This window comes from Ruegeria sp. BG8, from assembly GCF_056538325.1.
In genome coordinates this window covers 166,984-187,933 of the sequence record NZ_JBQFSZ010000004.1, presented here as the reverse complement: position 1 = coordinate 187,933, position 20,950 = coordinate 166,984, and the positions used below count along the sequence as shown (strand labels likewise).

Genomic DNA, 20,950 nt, shown 5'->3' with positions numbered 1-20,950 from the left:
AAACCAAATCTTTTCAAGGCAATTGAATGAATACTGAAAGTACCACGCGGCCGGTGATCCAGGCTAAAAACCTGGATTTGACCTTTCAAACCAATGACGGTCCGGTTCACGCGTTGAAGGATGTTAACTTAACCATCGACAAGGGTGATTTTGTTAGTTTCATCGGGCCGTCCGGCTGCGGGAAGACTACCTTCCTGCGCTGTGTCGCTGCGCTTGAGACGCCGACCGGAGGAACCCTGACCGTTAACGGCATGACGCCAGATGAAGCGCGACGTAAGCGGGCCTATGGGTATGTGTTTCAGGCTGCCGGGTTGTATCCTTGGCGGACAATTGCCAAAAACATCAAACTGCCGCTTGAGATCATGGGGTTTTCGGCCTCAGAACAGGAAGTGCGTGTAAAGAACGTTTTGGAACTTGTTGATCTGGAAGGTTTTGGCGGGAAATTCCCCTGGCAGCTATCCGGAGGCATGCAGCAACGGGCCAGCATCGCGCGGGCGCTGGCCTTTGATGCCGATATCCTGCTGATGGACGAACCGTTCGGTGCCTTGGATGAGATCGTTCGCGATCACCTGAATGAACAGCTTTTGGCCCTATGGGCACGAACAGAGAAAACGATCGGTTTCGTGACGCATTCCATCCCTGAGGCGGTTTACCTGAGCACTAAGATCGTTGTTATGAGTCCTCGGCCCGGGCGGATCACTGATGTCATCGACAGCCCACTTCCAAAGGAACGACCGCTGGATATCCGCGACACGCCCGAGTTCATAGAAGTTGCGCACCGGGTGCGTGAGGGCCTAAGGGCGGGGCATTCCTATGATGACTGATTGCTGGTGCAAAGTGGGGGTGGCATGAAGAACCTTGTGCCTATACTCGTGGTCCTCGGCGCGATTGTTGTGCTTTGGTATGCCGCAGTAGCGCCGATGAATATCCGTATCGCTTTGGATCAAGCAGAGCGCGCCGGAGAAACGGTAACACCGGAAACATCGCGCACGCGTAGGGACGAATCTGTTTGGATCTTGATGGCTAAGAACCCCGGTCATGTTGCCGTTGGGTATTCTTTGGATCGTCCACGCTTGCCGACGCCCGGGCAGGTCGGGCAAGAGCTTTGGAAAACGACCGGAGAGATGGTGGCCAAAGGTCGGGCGTTCTCGAAAAGGTCGTTGATTTATCACGCGGGTATCACCCTGCAGTCGACCCTATGGGGTTTTTTGTTGGGGACAACGCTGGGTATTTTGGCAGCCGTCGCCATTGTCTATTCGCGCGTCGCCGACATGAGCCTTATGCCTTGGGCCATCATCAGTCAGACGATCCCAATTGTTGCACTGGCGCCGATGATTATTGTGGTCAGCTCACAAGTTGGCATCGAAGGGCGCGGTGTGCCCAAAGCTATTATCTCGGCTTACCTGTGTTATTTTCCAGTTTTGGTGGGGATGGTGAAAGGCTTGCGGTCGCCGTCGCCGCCGCAGTTGGATTTGCTGAAAACGTATAGCGCTTCAGGTGTTCAGGGGTTCTTCAAGCTCCGATTGCCGTCCTCGGTGCCGTATCTTTTTACTTCGCTTAAGGTCGGTATCGCAGCGGCGCTGGTCGGGACCATTGTCGGGGAATTGCCGACAGGTGCGGTGTCCGGGCTGGGCGCGCGTATTCTGATTGGTGACCAATTCGGAACGCCACTAGCGATCTGGGCAGCATTGCTGGCCGCAGCTATTCTGGCCGGGATTTTGGTTACTTTGCTGGATCTGCTACAGCGCCTGGCGCTGCGCCGGATGGGGTTAAGCGCATGACGTGGCTATCCTTTTCACTGTTGTTCTGGGGGTTGGCTTGGTGGGCCAACTACCGGTTAGCAATCTCGCAGTACCGTACGCACCGCGGGGTTCGGATTCTGGTGCCGGTACTCTTCGGTGTAACGCTTTTGGTTCTGTGGGAAGGCCTCGTGCGAGGGCTCGAGGTGTCCCCGGTGATCCTGCCGCCACCGTCGGACGTGGCCGAGGAATTTGTGAATTCGTCCAACATTCTATGGGAAGACTTTAAACAGACGGTCTTCAAGGGTGCGTTGACGGGTTTTGCCATCGGTTCTGCTGCGGCCTTTGCCTGTTCGATCGCGATTGACCGGTCGTCGTTCCTGACACGCGGACTGCTACCCATCGGGAACTTCGCCGCGGCGCTGCCGATCGTGGGTATTGCACCAATTCTGGTCAGTTGGTTTGGTTTCGACTGGCAATCAAAGGCCGCAGTCGTTGTGGTGATGGTGTTTTTTCCCATCTTGGTCAATACTGTACAAGGCTTACGTGAAGCTGATGCGATGCAACGTGATTTGATGCGGACCTATGCGGCAAGCTACTGGCAAACGCTTCTCAAACTGCGACTGCCGGCGGCGATGCCATTTGTGTTCAACGGTCTGAAGATCGCGACAACACTCGCACTGATTGGCGCCATCGTGGCCGAGTATTTCGGGTCGCCGACGCGCGGAATGGGCTTTCGCATTTCGACGGGGGTCGGAAGTCTGGAAATCGATCTGGTTTGGGCCGAGATCGCCGTAGCGGCGCTGGCTGGAACTGCGTTTTACGGTGGGGTCGCGGCGATCGAAAAAACGGTCACGTTCTGGCACCCGTCACAACGAGGGTAAACATAATTCAACAGACCCCGAAAATGGGGCAACAACAGCAACTAGGAGACATGAAGATGAAGAAGCTACTCAGCGGGGCGGTTGCCGCTTTTAGCCTGGCAGCAAGCGCGGCCTGGTCCGCCGAAGAGGTGAAGCTGCAGTTAAAATGGGTCACGCAGGCTCAGTTTGCAGGGTACTACGTCGCTAAGGATAAGGGGTTTTACGAAGAAGAGGGTTTGGACGTCACGATCCTGCCTGGTGGTCCTGACATCGCACCCACACAAGTTATTGCAGGCGGTGGCGCCGATGTAACGGTCGAGTGGATGCCAGCAGCCTTGGCTGCCCGTGAAAAGGGTTTGCCGCTGGTCAATATCGCGCAGCCGTTCAAAAGTTCCGGCATGATGCTGACCTGTTGGAAGGACGCAGGCATCGCTTCGCCCGCCGATCTCAAGAACCGCACGCTGGGTGTCTGGTTCTTCGGAAATGAGTTCCCATTCATGAGCTGGATGAGCCAGCTGGGCATTGATACCGGTGGCAAAGGCGAAAGCGGTGTCGAGGTGCTTAAGCAAGGCTTTAACGTCGATCCATTGCTGCAGCGCCAGGCTGACTGCATCAGCACCATGACCTATAACGAATACTGGCAGGTGATTGACGCAGGCGTTAGCCCGGATGAGCTGGTGACCTTTAAGTACGAGGATCAGGGCGTTGCAACTCTGGAAGACGGTCTTTATGTCCTGGAAGAAAACCTGAGCGATGAAGCTTTTGTGGGCAAGATGGAACGTTTTGTCCGTGCTTCTATGAAGGGATGGAAATATGCTGAAGAGCATCCCGAAGAAGCGGCCGATATCGTGCTTGAAAACGACGCAACCGGTGCTCAGACCGAGGAACACCAAAAGCGTATGATGGGTGAGATTGCCAAACTGACGGCTGGTTCGAACGGTACGCTGGACCCTGCGGATTTTGAACGCACAGTGGCCACTCTGCTGGCTGGCGGTTCGGACCCGGTGATCACCAAGCAACCCGACGGAGCTTGGACGCACAAAATCACGGACGCCGCTCTGAATTAAGTCGAGTTCGATGCAAGCGGAACGCGGTCCCGACGGGGCCGCGTTTTGCGTTTCTGATGTCGGAAAAGTGTGTGTACTTACCGGACAAATCGCATAGTATTCTTTTGTAATTTAACGCATTTCGTACGATATGCGATAAAGATGGAAGAATATGCAGGGATTTGCATCAGAATTCAGTGCAGCGTTTTCTCTGATCCTGAACGGGGATGCAGAGCTTTGGGCGATTGTGCTTTTGTCGCTTAAAGTTTCCGTTTTTGCGGTGCTGATTTCCGCCTTGATCGGCATGCCGATTGGGGCCGCTTTGGCCGTTGCTCGGTTTCCGGGGCGACGCCTGATGATTATTCTGATGAACGCCTTGATGGGGTTTCCTCCGGTCGTTGTGGGTTTGTTGGTTTATTTGATGTTGTCGCGTTCAGGTCCTTTGGGTGTCCTAGAATTGCTCTATACACCGACCGCTATGATCATCGCGCAGGTGGTGCTGGTGACGCCGATAGTCGCGGCACTGACCCGACAGGTGATCGAGATGCTGGCCGAAGAATACGCGGAACAACTGCGATCACTGGGCGTGTCGCGACTGGCCTCGGTTCCTGTGCTACTCTGGGATGCGCGGTTGGCGCTTGTGACGGCTTTGCTAGCCGGTTTTGGGCGCGCGATAGCCGAAGTTGGTGCTGTTATTATCGTAGGCGGAAACATCAATCACGTAACCCGGGTGATGACGACGACGATTGCCCTTGAAACGTCCAAGGGAAATCTGGCGCTGGCATTGGCACTGGGCGCAATACTCATCGGCATTGCGGTTGCCGTGAACGCCATGGTCAGTGCCGTTAGCCTAAGGGCAGAACAAGAGGGGCTGCGTCATGCGTGATCTCGTTTGCGAAATTGTCGGTGGCCTTGCCGTTCAGGGGCTAAAAATCGCGCGTAACGGCAAAACTTTGCTGGACGTGCCGCATTTGTCTTTGGATGGACCCGGTCCAACCCTGATCCTTGGCCCCAATGGGGCTGGCAAAAGCTTGCTTCTGCGATGTTTGCACGGGTTGATTATGCCCGATCAGGGTCAGGTGGTTCAGGATGGATCACCCCTAAACGCGGATGACAAAGCACGTCAGGCCATGGTGTTTCAACAGCCGGTTCTGCTGCGCCGATCCGTGGCCGGGAACCTGGATTTTGTGCTGAAACGTCAAGGATTGCCGCGTGCATCGCGCAAATCCCGGATCGAAGAGCTTTTGACCGAAGGCGGGCTGGAAGGCAAAGCCCGCCAATCGGCACGTTCATTGTCAGGCGGCGAAGCGCAACGGCTTGCCATTTTGCGTGCGCTTGCCTTGAACCCCGAAACACTGTTTTTGGATGAGCCCACCAGCGCCTTGGATCCGGGGGCGACACAAATGATCGAGCGGATGATCTTGCGTGCGTCGGCCCGCGGTGTTCGCATCGTTATGGTAACCCATGACATCGGTCAGGCACGGCGGTTGGCTGCTGATATCGTGATGATGCAAGGTGGCCGCGTGGTAGAACACGGCGCTGCCAAGCAAGTGCTGGATGCCCCTGAAAGTGATGCATCGCGTCGCTATCTTGCAGGCGGACTTGTAACTTAATCGAATGATGGAGATCTGAATGATCCGGACTTTTCTTCGGATGGCTGTGGTATGGCTTGGATTGATGGCGGCCCCAGCCGTTGCTGAAGCGCCCTTTATCGTGGTTCAGTCCACGACCTCGACGCAGAATTCAGGGCTGCTGGATTATATTTTGCCGGGGTTCGAGGCTGAGACTGGCATTGATGTGCGCGTTGTCGCCGTGGGAACGGGGCAAGCGATCCGGAATGCGGTTAACGGTGATGGTGATGTCCTTTTGGTGCATGCAAAACCTGCCGAAGAGCAATTTGTTGCGGATGGCTGGGGCGTTGAGCGATTTGACGTCATGTACAACGATTTTGTGCTGGTCGGCCCCAATGCGGACCCGGCAAAGGTAAAGGGTGGTGATGATATCGTTGCGGCACTTGCTGCAATCGCTGAAGCTGAATCCCCATTTGCATCGCGCGGGGATGACAGCGGAACGCACAAAGCAGAAATGAAGCATTGGGCGTCGGCAGACTTAGATCCGACGGCGGCGTCCGGAACATGGTACCGTGAAACAGGCTCGGGCATGGGCGCTACGCTGAATGTTGCCAGCGGTATGAACGCCTATACCTTGACGGATCGTGCCACGTGGCAATCCTTTGGAAATAAGGGGAATCTTGCGATTTTGGTCGAGGGAGATCCTCGTTTGTTCAATCAGTACGGTATAATCTTGGTAAATCCTGAAAAACATCCCCGCGTGCGTGCTGCGGCGGGGCAACGTTTCATCGATTGGCTAACTGGCCCAGATGGGCAAGCGGCTATCGCGTCGTACAAATTGGATGGAGAACAGTTGTTTTTTCCCAATGCCAAGTGATCTAGCCGCTGGCCCCGTTGTGATGGATTGTGCCCAAACCTTTCAGGTCATATCCGCCAAACTCAGCGGCCCGATTGGCAAAACGGTTGGATTGCAGGAACTGCAACAACTTTAGCATTGGGTCGTCAAAGTAGGCGCGGCGCCAGATCGCAAGGTCCAGCCGCTCGGAATGTGTCGGGGCAAAGCCCAGATTGTACAACCCGGCCAAGGCACCAAGTCCAAAACCAGCATCTGCCTTGCCGTCATGCAGGGCAATGGCCAACTCTTCCTCAGTACGGGCGCAGGTCGGTAAAGCATCGAGATCCTCGTAGGACAGACCGTGAGCCTGTAGCTGCGCCTCAAACAAGCGTTGGCTGGCTGCCGAGCTTTGGCGCAATATCACACGCCGCCCGGACAAGTCCTGGAACGTGTTGATGTCTGAAATGCCGGGGGCCAGCAGCAACCCGCGTTGGCGTTTTGCAATTTCGTACAGAACAACAGGCGCCTCGCCCAGTTGGTCGCGCAAAGCGCGGGCGTTGAAACCGTCTTCTTCGTGAATATGAAGGGCAGCTGCCTGCGCGGTACGATCTTTTAAGCGATTCAAACCATCGAACGACCCGTCATAGTACGTCGCCAAACCAGACCCACTTTCGCGTAGCGCCCAATCCAGTAGTGGATCGTGACTGCCAGCGACGATCGGGGGCAGGGGTGGTTCAGCCACCTGCGGACCGGAACGCGAGGCGTTGAGCCAGGCAATGATTTCAGCCCGTGGGAACAGTAGTTTTCCCATTGCGCGCACGCATGGAACCTCGCCCGACGAGGCAAGGTCGTAGGCTTTGCGCTCGCCGATGCGCAACAGATCGGCAAGCTCTTTCGTGGTTAGGTATTCGCTCATTCAGTCGAGGCGTACGGCGGAACCCGTCCCTGCATCAGCCGCGCTGAAACCGATCTGGCCCAGCACATATGGTGCAGCCACGGTAATAACGACCATCGCAGCGACAGCGACAAGAAAGGCTTTCATCGTTTTCCTCCGGTTCAGTTTTCCGGTGCCGTGGCCTGGCGCAGAAAGGCGATCAGATCGTCCCTGTCGCTGGCCTGCGTTATCCGTTGCATCGGCATCTTAGACCCCGGAATGTAGTGGTCCGGCCCCTCGTCGAAAAGGGCATTTATGGTTTCATCATTCCAAATGATATCAGAGTCTTGCAAGGTATCCGAGAAAAAATATCCCGGCAGAGTTCCGGCCTTTCGCCCAAATACACCGTGCAGCGTCGGGCCCGCGCGCCGTTTACCATCCGGTGTCAGGCTATGACAGATCGAGCATTTACGGGCGAACTGGCGTTCTCCGTTGCTCATCTCGCTGGGGTTTTTCAGAAAGCTCGGCTCGGCACCTGCCATCTGTTCCTGACCGCGCAGGCTGTCGACGGGCCAGCTGAACATAGCCTCATCAATACCACCGGCATGGATGTTTTGACCGTCCGGTGAAAAGGCAAGCGCCCATACGGGCCCACGCAGCGTCGCGCGAAAGTCTTGCGCGATGCGCCATTCCTTGGTGTCGATGACCATAATAAAGCCTTCGCCGTCCCCAACAGCCAGAAGACTGCGATCCGGGCTCAGCGCCAGAGCAAGAATAGGGCGGCGATCCAGTGTGAAATCCCGCTCCTCGCCCGTGGTCAGGTCGCGAATGCGGGTTACGCCATCGACCGCTCCGTACGCGATCCAGTTGTCTTGGGCATTCAGAACCAGTTCATTGACACCAAAGCCGTGCTCGACGATACGCAACGTCTCTTGCCCAGTTTCAACATTCCAAAGCCGCAAAGTTCCATCCACACCGGCCGAGTAAAGTTGCCTGCCGTCCGGTGTAAACACGACAGAGTTCACGCCGCTGCCTGTCGGGCCAAGTATCTGCGGAGCGGAGCCGTCTACCGGCCAAACACCGATCGTGCCGTCCCAACTGGCTGTAGCGACATGGGTTTTGGATGCTGAAATGCTTACAATCTTACCTTTGTGGCGGCCCACGACTTCGCCGCCGGGCCAGCGCCGCAGGGTAAAGTCATCCCCGGCAGAGTAGATCGCGGTACCGTTAAAGGCCACGCTGTTGACGGCGGCTTCGTGACCTTCCAGCCACTCGGGCATTTGGTCGGACCAGACGCCGACCGAATTGTCAAAGCTGGCCGTCGCGATCCGCCCGTCTGGCGCAGTGGCGATACCCATGATGGGGCCGCCATGCCCTTTGAGCGTAAAGAATTCGGCCCAGGCGGGCAGGGGCAAAAGGGCAATAACCAGCGCGAAGGCGCGCATTTATTCAGCGGGCGAGGCCGCAGCTTTGCCAGCCTCTTTTTCCTGAACCTCCTCAAGCCACAGCGAGTGGTGCTCGCGCGCCCATTGCTCTTCGACTTCACCGGTGCCCATGGCGTCAAACGCGCCTTCCATGCCAACCGAGCCAAGGTAGATATGTGCAATAATGATCGCGATGAAGACATACGCAACCATCACGTGCCAGACCTGCGCGTACTGCATTTCCTCTTGCGGGGACATCTGCACAGGCAGGTTCAAACCCAACATTTGAGGAATGCCGGTCGAGTTCGCGATCGAGAACGTCTTGGCGAACAACGGCATCTCGAACGGGAACAGCAGCGAAAGCCCAGACAGGCTGATGGACACGCCCAGCAGAACACAAGACCAAAAGATTACCTTTTGTCCGGCGTTAAACTTCTTAGCCGGGGGATGGCTGCCTTTCGTAAATAGCCCGCCGCCCGCAGCCAACCATTTCAGGTCAGTTCGGTTCGGGATATTGTGGGCGATCCAGTTAACAGTGATGATGATCAACCCGAGCATAAAGGCCCAAGCGAGGTTGTTGTGAAGCCACTTGCAGCCCTGTGCGATAGTGGCGAAGCCTTCTTTCCCGAAGATAGGGATCAGAAAGTCGCGACCATACAGGGTAAGCAGACCCGTAATTCCAAGCACCAGGAATGACCCGGCAAACAGCCAGTGGCCAAAGCGTTCAATTCCGTTAAAGCGCGTTACTGTGCGGCCGGTTTTCTCACCGTCGATGCGGATCTTTCCGCGGATCAGGAAGAAAAGCAGAATGATCGCAGCCATTCCCGCGATGATGTATGAGCCATACTCGCGCAGTGGGCCGGTACGGAAGGACCACCACCACATGCCGCCATCCTGGATAAGAACGCTATCAGCCGGGCCGCGCGAGGATACTGTGACGTCAGCGGACCCATAACGAAGCGCGCGGTAAACCTCGCTGTCCGAGGCGACGCCTCGGGTGCCGAACTGACCCAACAGGCCTTCGACATTGCCTTGACCGGTGTTTTCCGAGCGATACGTGTTGTCCACTTTTTCGCCGCGCTGGCGGGCGAGGATGTCCTCAAGCGTCGTCGCGCCGCCTGTTGCAGACCGGTCTGGTGCTGCGGGCTCAGACGTTTCCTGTGCCCATGCGGCCCCGGTCAGAAAGAGTGAAACGAGCAAAAAATGGATCAGGCGCATGGGTTCTTTCCCTATTCTTGGTCGTGTCAGCGGTCAAAGCCGCCGATTTGCGTGTGAAAGACAGCTCCGACAGGGGACAGGGCCGCCTGTAGGTCGTCTTTCGCGGGGCCGTACACATCAAACTGGACCGGCGTAAGCAAAGACATAAACCGATCCGCGAAGTTTGCCCCAAAATTTTGCATATGAATCATCGCATCTTCGGAACTTGCGTAACGTTCATAGATGTGAATGGCGTTGTCGCTTTGGTGCCACTCATAGCTTTTGGCACCCGTTTCCTCGCGTGTGGCGGCGACCATTTCGGCCATCAGGCCCTCAAACTCAGACTGCTTTTCGGGGTTCAGATCCAGCTTTAGCAGCCAGTAGACATCTTCGGTCATGTTCGCTCCACCACGGTCAGGAAATACGGCGGCCGACAAGCGGCCACCGAAAAGAGTGGAACAGCCCCCCGCTAAAGACAGGGGGCTGTAAGGCTTTGGTCAGACCTTAGCCGTCTTTCTGGTCGTAGGCTGTGCCCCAACCCCACGCGCCCGAGCCAAAGCCACGGGCGACGACGCGCTCGCGGTAGATGGCCGAGACCACGTCGCCGTCACCGGCGAGCAGGGCCTTGGTGGAACACATCTCGGCGCAGATGGGCAGTTTGCCCTCGGCGATCCGGTTGCGACCATATTTGGCGAACTCTGCGGTCGAGTGCGTTTCCTCGGGGCCGCCGGCGCAGAAGGTACATTTGTCCATCTTGCCGCGCGATCCGAAGTTGCCCGCCTGCGGATATTGCGGCGCGCCGAAGGGGCACGCGTAAAAGCAATAACCGCAACCAATGCACAGGTCTTTGGAGTGCAGGACGACACCTTCTTCGTTTTGATAGAAGCAGTCGACCGGGCACACCGCCATGCAGGGCGCATCCGAGCAATGCATACAGGCCACCGAGATCGAGCGTTCGCCCGGGTTGCCGTCATTGATCGTCACCACCCTGCGGCGGTTCACGCCCCACGGCACCTCGTGTTCGTTCTTACACGCGGTGACGCAGGCATTGCACTCGATGCAGCGTTCGGCGTCGCAGAGAAACTTTGCTCTTGCTGCCATTTTCTCTTCTCCTCCTTACGCTGCCCAGATCTTGCAGAGAGTACACTTGGACTCCTGCATCTGGGTCACTGAATCGTAGCCATAGGTCTGGGCGGTGTTGGAACTTTCACCCAAGACATAGGGGTCTGCACCAGCGGGGTATTTCGACCGCAGATCATCGCCCTGGAAATGGCCGCCAAAGTGGAACGGCATGAAGGCTACGCCGGCACCGACCCTGTTGGTCAGCATCGCCATCACCTTGACCTTGCCGCCTTCCGGACCTTCGACCCAGACCTGTGACCCGTCACGAATACCAAGGTTGTTGGCATCGCGGGGGTTGATCTCGACGAACATGTCCTGCTGCAGCTCGGCCAGCCACGGGTTCGACCGCGTCTCATCACCGCCGCCTTCATATTCGACCAGACGACCAGACGTTAGGATTATCGGGTAATCCTTTGAAAAGTCGTTCTTCTGGATCGAAGCATAAAGGGTGGGCAGGCGATAGGCCTGACGGTCCTCGTAGGTTGGATAGTCCTCCACCAGATCGCGACGCGGCGTATAGAGCGGCTCGCGGTGCAGTGGGATCGGATCCGGGAAGGTCCAGACGACCGCGCGGGCTTTTGCGTTCCCGAAGGGCGCACAGCCATGCTTGATCGCAACCCGCTGGATACCGCCGGAAAGGTCGGTTTTCCAGTTGGTCTCTGGTCCCGCGACAGCGTCGATCGCCGCGCGTTCCTCGGCTGTCAGATCGCCATCCCAGCCAAGATCCATCAGCATCTGCATCGTGAATTCGGGATAGCCATCCTGAATTTCCGATCCAACGCTATAGACCCCTTCGGCCAGCAGGTTGTCACCATCACGCTCCACCCCGAAACGGGCGCGGAAGGTCAGGCCGCCTTCGGCCACCGGCTTGGACATGTCATAGAGGTTTGGTGTCCCCGTATGACCCATCTCAGGCGTTCCCCAGCAGGGCCACGGCAGGCCGTAGTATTCGCCGTCGTTGGGTCCACCAATGGCTTGCAGCGTGGTTCTGTCGAACGTGTGCTGGTTGGCCATATGGCTTTTCAGACGTTCCGGCGACTGACCGGTATACCCGATAGTCCAGAGGCCCGAGTTGAATTCACGCGTGATGCTTTCAACATTGGGGGTTTCAGCGTCTTCCATCTCGATGTTGCGGAAGAAGCGATCTGCCCATCCAAACTTGTTGGCGAACTTGGCCATGATGACCTCGTCCGGCAAGCTTTCGAACAGCGGATCAACCACCTTGTCACGCCACTGCAGCGACCGGTTCGATGCCGTGGCCGAGCCACGTGTTTCGAACTGCGTACAGGCGGGCAACAGGTAGACGCCATCGGTGCGGTCATGCAGAACGGCCGAGACGGTGGGATACGGGTCGATCACGACCAGCATGTCCAGCTTCTCCATCGCCGTCTTCATTTCCGTCATCCGGGTCTGCGAGTTGGGCGCGTGGCCCCACAGAACCATGGCGCGGACGTTATTGTCCTGATCCATGTTGGCAGGATCTTCCAGAACACCGTCGATCCAACGAGAGACCGGGATGCCGCGCTCGTTCATGAGCGGCTTGTCCTTGCCTTCCTTGTCCTTGATCGTTGCGAACTGACCTTTCAGCCAATCCAGATCTTCACCCCAGACGCGGCTCCAGTGACCCCATGCACCTGCGGACAGGCCATAGTAGCCGGGCAGGGTGTGGGACAGAACACCAAGGTCCGTCGCGCCCTGCACGTTGTCATGGCCGCGGAAGATGTTGGTGCCACCACCCGAGGTGCCCATGTTGCCCAGCGCAAGCTGAAGCACGCAGTAGGCGCGGGTGTTGTTGTTGCCGTTGGTGTGCTGTGTACCACCCATGCACCATACAACGGTGCCGGGACGGTTGTTCACCATGGTCCGGGCGACGCGGCGCAGCTGCGAGCCGGGTGTGCCGGTGACGCGCTCAACCTCGTCGGGGTTCCACTTTGCAACTTCTTCGCGAATCTGGTCCATACCCCAGACACGGGTGCGGATGAACTCTTTGTCCTCCCAACCGTTGTCGAAGATGTGCCACAGGATACCCCAGACCAGTGCAACGTCGGTGCCGGGGCGGAAGCGGACATATTCATCCGCATGCGCCGCGGTGCGCGTAAAGCGCGGGTCGCAGACGATCAGAGGGGCATTGTTCTGCTCTTTCGCGCGCAGGATATGCAGCAGCGAGACGGGGTGTGCCTCGGCCGGGTTACCACCGATGATGAAGATGGCCCGGCTGTTGTGCATGTCGTTGTACGAGTTGGTCATGGCGCCGTAGCCCCATGTGTTCGCAACGCCCGCAACAGTGGTCGAGTGGCAGATACGGGCCTGGTGGTCCACGTTGTTCGTGCCCCAGTAGGCGGCGAACTTGCGGAACAGATAGGCCTGTTCGTTGTTATGTTTCGCGGAACCCAGCCAGTAAACACTGTCCGGCCCGGATTCTTCGCGGATGTTCATCATGCCGTCGCCGATCTCGTCGATCGCCTGTTCCCAGCTGATGCGTTTCCACTCGCCGCCTTCCTTTTTCATCGGATATTTCAGGCGGCGTTCGCCATGGGCGTGCTCGCGGACCGAGGCCCCCTTGGCGCAGTGTGCACCCAGGTTGAACGGGCTGTCCCAGCCGGGTTCTTGCCCGACCCAGACACCGTTCTGCACTTCGGCTACGACGGTACAACCGACCGAGCAGTGGGTACATACGGACTTGATGTTTTCCACGGCCTGATTGGCCGCTGTCTGGGCACTGGCTTGCGTTACGGTTCCACCCGTCGCGCTGATCGCGGCGAGGCCGCCGATCGTCAGGCCCGAACCACGCAGAAATGCGCGGCGATCGACGGTTTTCTCGCCGACCTGGGACAGGATACTTGTCCGCTGGGGGCGTCTCGCAACCCCGTTGGTCTTTTTCCTAAGCATTACTTTCCTCCCTTGCGCGCCGTGTCAGCCACGGCTGGCTTGGTACTGTTCAAAACCGACGTCAGGGCCAATCGCAACCGTCAGTCGGGTGGTGACGTCGTCCGGTCTTAGAACCGGGCGCTGTCGAGATATGCGCGCGTGTGCGCGGTGTCCTGCATCCGGGTTTCGTCCGTAGGCAGCTCGGCTGCTTCGGCCTGTCCGGTCAGGCTGGCTGCGGCGACAGCAGCGGGTGCTGCGGTTCCGGCCAGTTTGAGGAAGTCGCGGCGTGTTGCGCCTTCTTCCTTGGTCTTGCTCATGGGTGTCTCCTTTCCCATTTGCAGTTTAACGCCCCGCGAAGGGCGCTGGCGAATGACAGCGCGTCACGCTGTCGTCATTCGGAACGCCTCGCGCTCGATCTCCATGAACACGCGACCGGCTGTCCCGATCGAGGCATAGAGAACCGAGCTTTCGGCGGCTTCCAAATCCGAAAAGAAATGTGTGGCCCAAGGACCGATATGCTTGCTCCAGAACGCCTTTTGGTCGTCCAGCCCGGCGGCCGTACCGAAGCGGCCAACAATCATGCCGGCCATCATCTCCATCAAAGAGGCAATATTGTCTTCGGGTTCGAACACGTTCGGCGCGCGGGTGATTCCGCGAATAGCCATATCGTTGCGCAGCTGTGCCAGCGGTTTTTCGTTCAAGAATCCGGTTAGATAGAAACTGGCATACGGCAGCAGCTCGCCACGTCCAAGACCGATGAACAACGCGTTGAATTCACGCTCGGCAGCAGCCGGTTTGGTGATTTTGGCGACACGTGCCATTGCCTGGATAGCTTGCCCAAGGTCGGTGTCATCGCCGGTCAGACCCGCAACCTGGTCCAAAAGCAATTGATCGGGCGGGCCGGATAGCAGCAAACCCAGAAAGTTATAGAAATCCGCGCGCAGGCGATCCTCGGCCGAGACATCGATCTGTTGCGCTTCGCTTGCGGTCATCAGGTTATCCTTCAAATTCAAATTTCATACGGCGCGGGGCAGGGGGAAGCTCTGCTTCTTCGGGTTCTTCGGCTTGCGCCATTTCGAATGGTTCGGGAGTCGGATCTTCGATTGCGTCAGGTTCAGGCTGTTGATCTTCAACCTCGGTTTCGTGCTGGACTTCGTCTACTTCGGTATCCTCGGCTTGCGCAGCCAAGGCTTCGACATGGGCCAGCATCCCTTTGCCAACCTGATACGCAGTCTGGATGTTTTCGATGACGCAAGCGGCGTCGGTATAGTCTTCGCCGTAATCGACCAAGCCGTCGACATTCGCCAGTACCGGGTTAAGCCTCCACAACCGACGCAGGGCGCGGCGGCGCAGACGATCGGGAACCGCCTTGGCCATAAAGCCTGAAACGTCGTCACCTGCCTGCAACTCATCCGGATGGGGCAGGTTCAACTCGGCCAGGATTTCGGCATCCGTTTTTTCTTCGAGTTCTGCGCGCTGATCCGCGATTACCTGTTCCTCGGCCGCAATGACTTCGGCTTCTGCCTCGGCTTGCACAGCGGCCTTTCGGCGGGACCAGAAATCGCGCGCTTCGGTCATTGGATGATCCTACGCGGCGCACGGTAGACGTCTGAGGCTTGCCGGATACGGGAGTCGCCTTTGCCATCCTCGACCAGATCGGTGCGCTTTTTGTCCCGCTTGCGTTTGACGAAAACCTCATCGCGATGGTGTTCCAACGCAAAGTCGCGAACCCAGGCGATCAGTCCTTCGGTCATCGGGATTTTTTCGACGATTTCCTCGCCGGTATCGGCATAGTCCTGACCTTCGTATGGCGAGGCGGTGACCAGAACGGCATCCATGGGCCGCTCGCCATCCAATGCATCCCGCAGAACAAGATAGATCGAAGGCTGTCCGTCGGACAGATTGACCATGTAAGCTTCGGTTTCGTCCGCCCACAGCTTTAACGGCAGGGTCGCGGCGTGATACTCCACGGCCTCACCTTCGCGGCGCATTTCAAGCCAGTCCGCAGGCGCGGCACCCGGCAAAACGGCAACCGCACGCCAGTTCCATTTGGCCCAGCGGGTTACCCCAGGCGTTTTGCGCACGACGACGCCGATTGGCATTTCAATCTGGTTAGCGGCCTTCGCCACGTAGTCCTCCCCGGAAAGCTCTCCCCTGCCTTCCCCATGTCCACTATGGTACACAAATTGGTAGAAAGCCAAGCCCGGACACTACGACCTTAGTCGTATACGCTGATAGCGTATTCGTGAGGGGGCTTGTGGATCGCCGTGAAATAAGGGTTTGGTTGCGCGTCCAAGGGTAAGTTTTCGGCCAAAATCGGGGTCTTTACATTGCCGGTTGGGGACGACAGCCTAATGTGCTGAGGGATGGAGCGATTTCCGGGGAGGGGATATGAGCACCAAGATATTGCTGTGTGACTGCGCAGGGACTCAATCTATCGACGCAGACAAGATAGCCTCGACCTGTGATACGGCATGCTCAAAAGTGCACACAGCGCTTTGCACCCGCGAGCTGGAAAGCGCCGCAGCCCTGCTGCAGGACGGCGATGCAGTGATCGCATGTGGTCAGGAACAGGATGTTTTCCGGGCGTTGGCTGAAGAATTGCAGGTCGACGTGCCTGGATTTGTCGACTTGCGGGACCGCGCAGGGTGGTCGGAACAAGGCAATGACGTCGCAGCAAAAATGGCAGCTTTGACGGCAGAGGCACTTTTGCCGCAACCCATTACGCCCAGCGTCGATGTGTACAGCGAAGGGACGTGTTTCATCATTGGCCCGGGTGAGGTTGCATTTGGTCTGGCTGAAAAACTATCCGGGTCGCTGGCCGTTACGGTCCTTTGCACCGATGCGGCTGAGCCCATGTCGCGTGCCTATGATGTCGTGCGCGGGAAAATCCGCAATCTTACCGGTGCGCTGGGTGGGTTTTCCATGCGGCTTGACGGGCTGCAACAGCTTGAGCCCGGTGGACGTGGTGCTTTTACGTGGTCGGAACCCAAGGACGGGGCTCAGTCGTCTTGCGACATTGTCGTGGACCTTGCAGGTGACACAGCGTTTGTTCAGGCCCCTGCCAAACGCGAAGGCTATCTGCGTGCAGACCCCAAGGATACGCTCGCGGTTGAACGGTTGGCCTTTGAGGCTGCCCAGCTGGTCGGAACGTTTGAGAAACCTCTGTACGTGCGGATGGAGGAATCGCTGTGCGCCCATTCCCGGGCCGAGCAGGTGGGGTGCACGAATTGTCTGGATATTTGTCCGACCGGTGCGATTACACCCGCCGGTGAACATGTGACGATCGATCCGATGATCTGCGCCGGTTGCGGGGAATGCGCTGCAGTCTGCCCATCGACCGCGATCACTTACGAGGACCCTCCGGTTTCTGCGCTATTGTCCCGAATGCATATCCTGGCGCGTACCTATCGGCGCGCTGGCGGTAGTGCTCCGCGGCTATTGGTTCACAACGCACATGGCGCTGAAATGATCCGGCTATCAGCGCGGTTTGGGCGTGGTCTGCCCGCAGACGTTATCCCGCTGGAGCTGGAAGTAATCTCAGGATTTGGGCACGCTGAAATGCTCGCAGCGCTTGCGCATGGTTTCGCGCGGGTGGATGTGCTTTTGTCCCCGACGACGGAACGAGATGCGCTGGATAAGGAACTGGAACTTGCCCAAGCAATCTGCGGGGTGGGAAAAGTCGGCCTGATTGACGAGGCTGATCCCGATGCGGTTTCTGACCTGCTATATGCGCAGGACGTGCCGCAACCATTGGCGGACCCAGTTTTGCCGCTTGGAAACCGACGGCAGATTGCCCGGCTGGCGGCGCAGGCGTTGAATCCGGGGGCCGAATCTCCGCTGCCTTTGCCGGACAACGCGCCCTATGGGGCCGTTGCCGTGAATAAGGATAGCTGCACGCTGTGCCTTAGCTGTGTGTCTTTGTGCCCGTCTGGTGCCCTGATTGACAACCCGGACAAGCCGCAACTGAACTTTCAGCAAGATGCATGTCTGCAATGCGGAATGTGCAGCACAATTTGCCCGGAAGACGCCATTTCACTGGTCCCTCAACTGGATCTGAGCGATGCCGCTTTGTCTCAGCAGGTACTGAACGAAGAAGAACCCTTTGCCTGCGTAGAATGTGGGGCGTTGTTTGGCGTAAAGTCGACCGTAGAACGCATCATGGAGAAACTGTCGGGGGCGCATCCGATGTTTGCGACCTCGGAAAAGGCGCGAATGATCCAGATGTGCGACAACTGCCGTGTCAACGTACAGTTCCAGCAACAAGACAATCCCTTCCAGTCGAACCCACGACCCAAGGTCGTCACGACCGAGGATTACTTTTCAAAGCGGAAGGATCACTGAAGTTGCAGCGGTGCGCCCAAGTCGGCCGCCTTCAGGACCGAGACGAAAGCCAATATGGCGTCCAATTCGTCCAACGTCATCTCGACGGGATGAATAGGCGAGGGACGCTCGGGGTCGAACGGCAGCGTCAGCCCGTCGATCTGCGTAAAGGCAGGGTGCGGGTTCAGGGCAAAGAACGCCTCGAACCGTTCGGACCAGTCCGGCATCGCGCGCAGAACGGCAAAAGACGGTGTCGAACCCAGCCCGTTCATGCGGTTCTTGGGGCCGATCACGTGGCAGCGTCCGCAATGGGTCATCGACAGCTCTTCACCGCGCAGGGCATCACCGTCGATTACAGTTTCCTGCTGTATCGCTGCGATTTCGAACTCTGCCGAGAAGGGCGCGCCATTTTCAGGGGCGAATCCCTCGACGGTTCGTTTTCCGATATCCGACAGCAACCAGTCGCGGAACCGTTCGTGTTTCGCATCGTCGCCGATCCGCAAGTGGTAGATCACCCCATCCCGGGCAAAGACCGGATCACCGGGTGGCCCACTTTCCAGCACCAAAACACCGGTTTCATCGGCAATAACGCGTATCCCGGTCTTGAGAGAGAAGCGTGGAAGGATATGTTGCAACAGACCAGAGTCTGTAACCTCGGGCGGGGCGGCAAGCCCCAGTGCCTCTTGCGACCAAGAGGGGGTGGCAGTGAGCGTCAGGCTCAGGCACAACAGAATAACGCGCATGGGTATAGCCTAGCGGCAGCGCCCCGAACGCGTCAAATAAACAGAAAGAGACGGAGACACATGCGATGAACGGCAACCATATGGTTCAAGAAATCAAAGGGTTACAGGCATGAGTGTTCGTGACGCGGTTCTGACGAACCTCAAAAAGATCACTGATCCGGTTTCCGGAAAGGACATTGTCAGCGCCGGAGTTGTGCGTGCGCTGAACGTCGAAGGCGACACTGTGCGCTTTGTCATGGAGATCGACCCAAAGAACGCCGAAAAGATGGAACCCGTACGCGCAACGGCTGAAAAAGCAGCGCAGATGGTGGATGGCGTGTCCAAGGTCTCGGCCATGTTGACTGCGCATTCGGACAAGGCTCCACCCGATCTTAAACCCAAGCCGAAACCGTCGCAGACCGGTCCACAGGCCGTACCGGGCGTCGACCGCATTATTGCCGTCGCCTCGGGTAAAGGCGGTGTGGGCAAATCGACTGTGTCGGCTAACTTGGCATGCGCTTTGGCCGCCGAGGGGCGTCGCGTTGGTCTGCTGGATGCTGATGTTTACGGCCCGTCCCAGCCCCGGATGTTAGGGGTATCGGGCCGCCCGGCCAGCCCGGATGGAAAAACGATCCTGCCTTTGCGCAATCACGGCGTGACCATGATGTCCATGGGGCTCATGACGAATGAAGGGCAGGCGGTTGTCTGGCGTGGTCCGATGCTGATGGGCGCGCTTCAGCAGATGATGAATCAGGTGCAGTGGGGGGCTTTGGACGTTCTGATCGTTGACCTGCCACCCGGAACCGGAGACGTTCAGTTGACCCTCAGTCAGAAGTTCCAGGTAGACGGCGCGATCGTGGTGTCGACGCCGCAGGATGTGGCGCTGATCGACGCCCGTAAGGGCATCGACATGTTCAATCAGCTCAAGACGCCCATTGTTGGCATGATCGAAAACATGTCCACGCACATTTGCTCGAACTGTGGGCATGAAGAACATGTGTTCGGTCATGGCGGCGTCGCGTTCGAGGCCGAGTCGTTAGGCGTGCCACTACTGGGTGAAATCCCGCTGCATCTGGATATCCGCGTTGCCGCCGATGGTGGTGCGCCGATTGTGGTTAGCAAACCCGAAAGCGCCCAGGCAGATGCGTTCCGCAAGATTGCGCGCGATCTGATTGCCAAGGGCAACGCATGATTGAGCCCGTCTTTCCCCCTCTGCTACAGGGCCACCCGGTGCAGGGTGGGGACGATCCGTTCGAGCGTGCGCAAGCAATGGCCGCGCTTGGGTGCGATGCGGGAACCGTGTTTTACAACATACAGGCCGATCGCCTTCGCGTGGCGATTGTCTTTACGCCAGAAGTTCCCTTGCAGGATGCTATGGCGATGCTGCCTTTATGCTCAGTCGGTTTTCAGAACGCGCTTGGCGCCTTGGCCCCGCCCGAGGTTGCAGTTCATTTGGATTGGGACGGTCCAATTTGCGTGAATGGCGCAAAATGCGGCAAGTTTCAGGTCGTAGCCTCTGACACCAACCCAGAGGCAGAGCCTGACTGGCTCATCGTCGGGTGGGAGCTGGCTTTGCTGCAAACCAGTGACGCACCGGGCGAAACACCTGATGTCACAGCGCTTTATGACGAAGGTTGCGCGGATGTTTCTACCGTTCAACTGGTCGAAAGCTGGTCGCGTCACATGCTGACTTGGCTCAATCGCTGGCAGGAAGACGGAAACGCGCCACTGCATGGCGAATGGATGGGGCTGCTGCGTGGCGTCGGTGAAGACTATGGCGAAACCGGCGTGTTTCTGGGCGCAGATGAACGCTTTGGGATGCTGATCCGCGAGGGTTCGGACACCCGTTTGCGACCTCTGACAGAGTTACTGGAGAACAAGACATGAAACTGGCGCGCGCGATCCATTTCGACGAAAGCGATATGAATGTGTTCCACTCTCCGGCCCGAACTGGTGAGTGGTGCATATCTGGCGGTTTCGAGTTTTCGAACTGGGGTGATGGTGACCTAGAAGGTAAATCCCGTCAGGCGTTCTCGAACGGTTGGCTAGGGGTCGAAACCTTTGGCCGGGTGACTTTCGTGGCGGTGACACAGGTCGAACCGAATGAGTTGGACCAAATTGCGCAAAACCTGGCAGAGCATTTTGTGCAGTTTTACGGCGCGCCCTCCGTCGAGGCTGCTATGGGTGTAGCGCAGGCGGAGATTAATCACATGTCTGAATTGTGCGAGGAACACGCGCCCAATACGCTTTTGACCGTTGCGCGCGAACTGTCGGACACTGGCGTGCACGAGGCGTTTCGTATCATCACACCGCAGGAAACCCAACTTGAGGCGCTGGCTGTGCACGGCTCACTGGATGAGTGAGCG

23 protein-coding genes are annotated in these 20,950 nt (G+C 57.7%); 11 read left to right on the top strand and 12 right to left on the bottom strand.

What is annotated here, in order from left to right; genetic code table 11:
* Positions 1 to 26: 26 nt before the first annotated feature.
* The 7 genes from ACR0DG_RS10465 to ACR0DG_RS10435 all read left to right on the top strand — a co-directional run bounded on the left by ACR0DG_RS10465 (position 27) and on the right by ACR0DG_RS10435 (position 6,096).
* Positions 27 to 824, top strand: a complete 798-nt coding sequence (locus ACR0DG_RS10465; protein WP_480697591.1) for an ABC transporter ATP-binding protein — start codon at positions 27 to 29, stop codon at positions 822 to 824.
* A gap of 24 nt (positions 825 to 848) precedes the next feature.
* On the top strand, positions 849 to 1,781 hold the full coding sequence (locus ACR0DG_RS10460) for an ABC transporter permease (RefSeq protein WP_480697589.1): 933 nt from the start codon (positions 849 to 851) through the stop codon (positions 1,779 to 1,781).
* Complete coding sequence (locus ACR0DG_RS10455; RefSeq protein WP_480697587.1) at positions 1,778 to 2,623, top strand: ABC transporter permease; 846 nt, start codon at positions 1,778 to 1,780, stop codon at positions 2,621 to 2,623. The genes ACR0DG_RS10460 and ACR0DG_RS10455 overlap by 4 nt, the downstream gene beginning before the upstream one ends.
* A gap of 56 nt (positions 2,624 to 2,679) precedes the next feature.
* Positions 2,680 to 3,669, top strand: coding sequence for an ABC transporter substrate-binding protein (locus ACR0DG_RS10450; RefSeq protein ID WP_480697585.1), 990 nt, complete (start codon positions 2,680 to 2,682; stop codon positions 3,667 to 3,669).
* Positions 3,670 to 3,820: 151 nt separating this feature from the next.
* On the top strand, positions 3,821 to 4,534 hold the full coding sequence (locus ACR0DG_RS10445; RefSeq protein ID WP_480697583.1) for an ABC transporter permease: 714 nt from the start codon (positions 3,821 to 3,823) through the stop codon (positions 4,532 to 4,534).
* On the top strand, positions 4,527 to 5,261 hold the full coding sequence (locus ACR0DG_RS10440) for an ATP-binding cassette domain-containing protein (protein ID WP_480697581.1): 735 nt from the start codon (positions 4,527 to 4,529) through the stop codon (positions 5,259 to 5,261). The genes ACR0DG_RS10445 and ACR0DG_RS10440 overlap by 8 nt, the downstream gene beginning before the upstream one ends.
* 19 nt (positions 5,262 to 5,280) lie before the next feature.
* The gene (locus tag ACR0DG_RS10435; RefSeq protein WP_480697579.1) at positions 5,281 to 6,096 is read left to right on the top strand and encodes an ABC transporter substrate-binding protein; all 816 of its coding nucleotides are present in this window, start codon (positions 5,281 to 5,283) and stop codon (positions 6,094 to 6,096) included.
* Between the two features lies 1 nt (position 6,097).
* Here ACR0DG_RS10435 and ACR0DG_RS10430 read toward each other — a convergent pair whose 3' ends face one another.
* From ACR0DG_RS10430 to ACR0DG_RS10380, 11 genes are all read right to left on the bottom strand, one after another.
* The gene (locus tag ACR0DG_RS10430; RefSeq protein WP_480697577.1) at positions 6,098 to 6,970 is read right to left on the bottom strand and encodes a substrate-binding domain-containing protein; all 873 of its coding nucleotides are present in this window, start codon (positions 6,968 to 6,970) and stop codon (positions 6,098 to 6,100) included.
* Positions 6,971 to 7,096 carry a hypothetical protein gene (locus ACR0DG_RS10425; protein ID WP_480697575.1) on the bottom strand — a complete coding sequence of 42 codons (126 nt, stop codon included), beginning with the start codon at positions 7,094 to 7,096 and terminating at the stop codon, positions 6,971 to 6,973. It abuts the gene before it with no gap.
* Between the two features lie 14 nt (positions 7,097 to 7,110).
* A complete protein-coding gene (locus ACR0DG_RS10420) occupies positions 7,111 to 8,373 on the bottom strand; it encodes a c-type cytochrome (RefSeq protein WP_480697573.1) in 1,263 nt (420 codons plus the stop codon).
* Positions 8,374 to 9,570: a formate dehydrogenase subunit gamma gene (locus tag ACR0DG_RS10415; RefSeq protein ID WP_480697571.1), complete on the bottom strand. Its 1,197-nt coding sequence runs from the start codon at positions 9,568 to 9,570 to the stop codon at positions 8,374 to 8,376. It abuts the gene before it with no gap.
* A 26-nt stretch (positions 9,571 to 9,596) separates the two neighbouring features.
* A complete protein-coding gene (locus tag ACR0DG_RS10410) occupies positions 9,597 to 9,947 on the bottom strand; it encodes a putative quinol monooxygenase (RefSeq protein ID WP_480697569.1) in 351 nt (116 codons plus the stop codon).
* 106 nt (positions 9,948 to 10,053) lie between these two features.
* Positions 10,054 to 10,650 carry a formate dehydrogenase FDH3 subunit beta gene (gene fdh3B, locus ACR0DG_RS10405; RefSeq protein WP_480697567.1) on the bottom strand — a complete coding sequence of 199 codons (597 nt, stop codon included), beginning with the start codon at positions 10,648 to 10,650 and terminating at the stop codon, positions 10,054 to 10,056.
* A 15-nt stretch (positions 10,651 to 10,665) separates the two neighbouring features.
* Positions 10,666 to 13,560: a formate dehydrogenase subunit alpha gene (locus ACR0DG_RS10400; RefSeq protein ID WP_480697565.1), complete on the bottom strand. Its 2,895-nt coding sequence runs from the start codon at positions 13,558 to 13,560 to the stop codon at positions 10,666 to 10,668.
* Positions 13,561 to 13,667: 107 nt separating this feature from the next.
* Positions 13,668 to 13,856 (bottom strand): ubiquinol-cytochrome c reductase iron-sulfur subunit N-terminal domain-containing protein, encoded by a 189-nt coding sequence (locus ACR0DG_RS10395; protein ID WP_068334771.1) that lies wholly within the window; start codon positions 13,854 to 13,856, stop codon positions 13,668 to 13,670.
* Positions 13,857 to 13,919: 63 nt separating this feature from the next.
* Positions 13,920 to 14,531 (bottom strand): TorD/DmsD family molecular chaperone, encoded by a 612-nt coding sequence (locus ACR0DG_RS10390; protein ID WP_480697563.1) that lies wholly within the window; start codon positions 14,529 to 14,531, stop codon positions 13,920 to 13,922.
* Positions 14,532 to 14,535: 4 nt separating this feature from the next.
* Complete coding sequence (locus tag ACR0DG_RS10385) at positions 14,536 to 15,117, bottom strand: DUF3306 domain-containing protein (RefSeq protein WP_480697561.1); 582 nt, start codon at positions 15,115 to 15,117, stop codon at positions 14,536 to 14,538.
* Complete coding sequence (locus tag ACR0DG_RS10380; protein ID WP_480697559.1) at positions 15,114 to 15,668, bottom strand: DUF3305 domain-containing protein; 555 nt, start codon at positions 15,666 to 15,668, stop codon at positions 15,114 to 15,116. The genes ACR0DG_RS10385 and ACR0DG_RS10380 overlap by 4 nt, the downstream gene beginning before the upstream one ends.
* 262 nt (positions 15,669 to 15,930) lie before the next feature.
* Here ACR0DG_RS10380 and ACR0DG_RS10375 point away from each other — a divergent pair, with 262 nt between their 5' ends.
* Positions 15,931 to 17,883, top strand: coding sequence for a 4Fe-4S binding protein (locus ACR0DG_RS10375; protein ID WP_480697557.1), 1,953 nt, complete (start codon positions 15,931 to 15,933; stop codon positions 17,881 to 17,883).
* On the opposite strand, the gene ACR0DG_RS10370 is transcribed toward ACR0DG_RS10375, so the two are convergent.
* Entirely contained in the window at positions 17,877 to 18,605 is a 729-nt protein-coding gene (locus ACR0DG_RS10370; RefSeq protein ID WP_480697555.1) for a c-type cytochrome, read from the bottom strand. The two genes, ACR0DG_RS10375 and ACR0DG_RS10370, sit on opposite strands and share 7 nt — an antisense overlap.
* A gap of 109 nt (positions 18,606 to 18,714) precedes the next feature.
* Between ACR0DG_RS10370 and ACR0DG_RS10365 the strand changes: the two genes are divergently transcribed.
* Genes ACR0DG_RS10365 through ACR0DG_RS10355 form a run of 3 tightly spaced genes read left to right on the top strand, consistent with a single transcriptional unit; the run spans position 18,715 to position 20,947 of the window.
* Positions 18,715 to 19,776, top strand: coding sequence for an Mrp/NBP35 family ATP-binding protein (locus ACR0DG_RS10365; protein WP_480697553.1), 1,062 nt, complete (start codon positions 18,715 to 18,717; stop codon positions 19,774 to 19,776).
* On the top strand, positions 19,773 to 20,471 hold the full coding sequence (locus tag ACR0DG_RS10360) for a biotin/lipoate--protein ligase family protein (protein WP_480697551.1): 699 nt from the start codon (positions 19,773 to 19,775) through the stop codon (positions 20,469 to 20,471). The genes ACR0DG_RS10365 and ACR0DG_RS10360 overlap by 4 nt, the downstream gene beginning before the upstream one ends.
* On the top strand, positions 20,468 to 20,947 hold the full coding sequence (locus tag ACR0DG_RS10355) for a DUF6505 family protein (RefSeq protein WP_480697550.1): 480 nt from the start codon (positions 20,468 to 20,470) through the stop codon (positions 20,945 to 20,947). The genes ACR0DG_RS10360 and ACR0DG_RS10355 overlap by 4 nt, the downstream gene beginning before the upstream one ends.
* The last annotated feature ends 3 nt before the right edge of the window (positions 20,948 to 20,950 follow it).

What these genes read in the sequence shown, in the direction of transcription:
- ACR0DG_RS10465 (WP_480697591.1), top strand. Translation starts at nt 27, where the DNA reads ATGAATACTGAAAGTACCACGCGGCCGGTGATCCAGGCTAAAAACCTG.
- ACR0DG_RS10460 (WP_480697589.1), top strand. Translation starts at nt 849, where the DNA reads ATGAAGAACCTTGTGCCTATACTCGTGGTCCTCGGCGCGATTGTTGTG.
- ACR0DG_RS10455 (WP_480697587.1), top strand. Translation starts at nt 1,778, where the DNA reads ATGACGTGGCTATCCTTTTCACTGTTGTTCTGGGGGTTGGCTTGGTGG.
- ACR0DG_RS10450 (WP_480697585.1), top strand. Translation starts at nt 2,680, where the DNA reads ATGAAGAAGCTACTCAGCGGGGCGGTTGCCGCTTTTAGCCTGGCAGCA.
- ACR0DG_RS10445 (WP_480697583.1), top strand. Translation starts at nt 3,821, where the DNA reads ATGCAGGGATTTGCATCAGAATTCAGTGCAGCGTTTTCTCTGATCCTG.
- ACR0DG_RS10440 (WP_480697581.1), top strand. Translation starts at nt 4,527, where the DNA reads ATGCGTGATCTCGTTTGCGAAATTGTCGGTGGCCTTGCCGTTCAGGGG.
- ACR0DG_RS10435 (WP_480697579.1), top strand. Translation starts at nt 5,281, where the DNA reads ATGATCCGGACTTTTCTTCGGATGGCTGTGGTATGGCTTGGATTGATG.
- ACR0DG_RS10430 (WP_480697577.1), bottom strand. Translation starts at nt 6,970, where the DNA reads ATGAGCGAATACCTAACCACGAAAGAGCTTGCCGATCTGTTGCGCATC.
- ACR0DG_RS10425 (WP_480697575.1), bottom strand. Translation starts at nt 7,096, where the DNA reads ATGAAAGCCTTTCTTGTCGCTGTCGCTGCGATGGTCGTTATTACCGTG.
- ACR0DG_RS10420 (WP_480697573.1), bottom strand. Translation starts at nt 8,373, where the DNA reads ATGCGCGCCTTCGCGCTGGTTATTGCCCTTTTGCCCCTGCCCGCCTGG.
- ACR0DG_RS10415 (WP_480697571.1), bottom strand. Translation starts at nt 9,570, where the DNA reads ATGCGCCTGATCCATTTTTTGCTCGTTTCACTCTTTCTGACCGGGGCC.
- ACR0DG_RS10410 (WP_480697569.1), bottom strand. Translation starts at nt 9,947, where the DNA reads ATGACCGAAGATGTCTACTGGCTGCTAAAGCTGGATCTGAACCCCGAA.
- fdh3B (WP_480697567.1), bottom strand. Translation starts at nt 10,650, where the DNA reads ATGGCAGCAAGAGCAAAGTTTCTCTGCGACGCCGAACGCTGCATCGAG.
- ACR0DG_RS10400 (WP_480697565.1), bottom strand. Translation starts at nt 13,560, where the DNA reads ATGCTTAGGAAAAAGACCAACGGGGTTGCGAGACGCCCCCAGCGGACA.
- ACR0DG_RS10395 (WP_068334771.1), bottom strand. Translation starts at nt 13,856, where the DNA reads ATGAGCAAGACCAAGGAAGAAGGCGCAACACGCCGCGACTTCCTCAAA.
- ACR0DG_RS10390 (WP_480697563.1), bottom strand. Translation starts at nt 14,531, where the DNA reads ATGACCGCAAGCGAAGCGCAACAGATCGATGTCTCGGCCGAGGATCGC.
- ACR0DG_RS10385 (WP_480697561.1), bottom strand. Translation starts at nt 15,117, where the DNA reads ATGACCGAAGCGCGCGATTTCTGGTCCCGCCGAAAGGCCGCTGTGCAA.
- ACR0DG_RS10375 (WP_480697557.1), top strand. Translation starts at nt 15,931, where the DNA reads ATGAGCACCAAGATATTGCTGTGTGACTGCGCAGGGACTCAATCTATC.
- ACR0DG_RS10370 (WP_480697555.1), bottom strand. Translation starts at nt 18,605, where the DNA reads ATGCGCGTTATTCTGTTGTGCCTGAGCCTGACGCTCACTGCCACCCCC.
- ACR0DG_RS10365 (WP_480697553.1), top strand. Translation starts at nt 18,715, where the DNA reads ATGAGTGTTCGTGACGCGGTTCTGACGAACCTCAAAAAGATCACTGAT.
- ACR0DG_RS10360 (WP_480697551.1), top strand. Translation starts at nt 19,773, where the DNA reads ATGATTGAGCCCGTCTTTCCCCCTCTGCTACAGGGCCACCCGGTGCAG.
- ACR0DG_RS10355 (WP_480697550.1), top strand. Translation starts at nt 20,468, where the DNA reads ATGAAACTGGCGCGCGCGATCCATTTCGACGAAAGCGATATGAATGTG.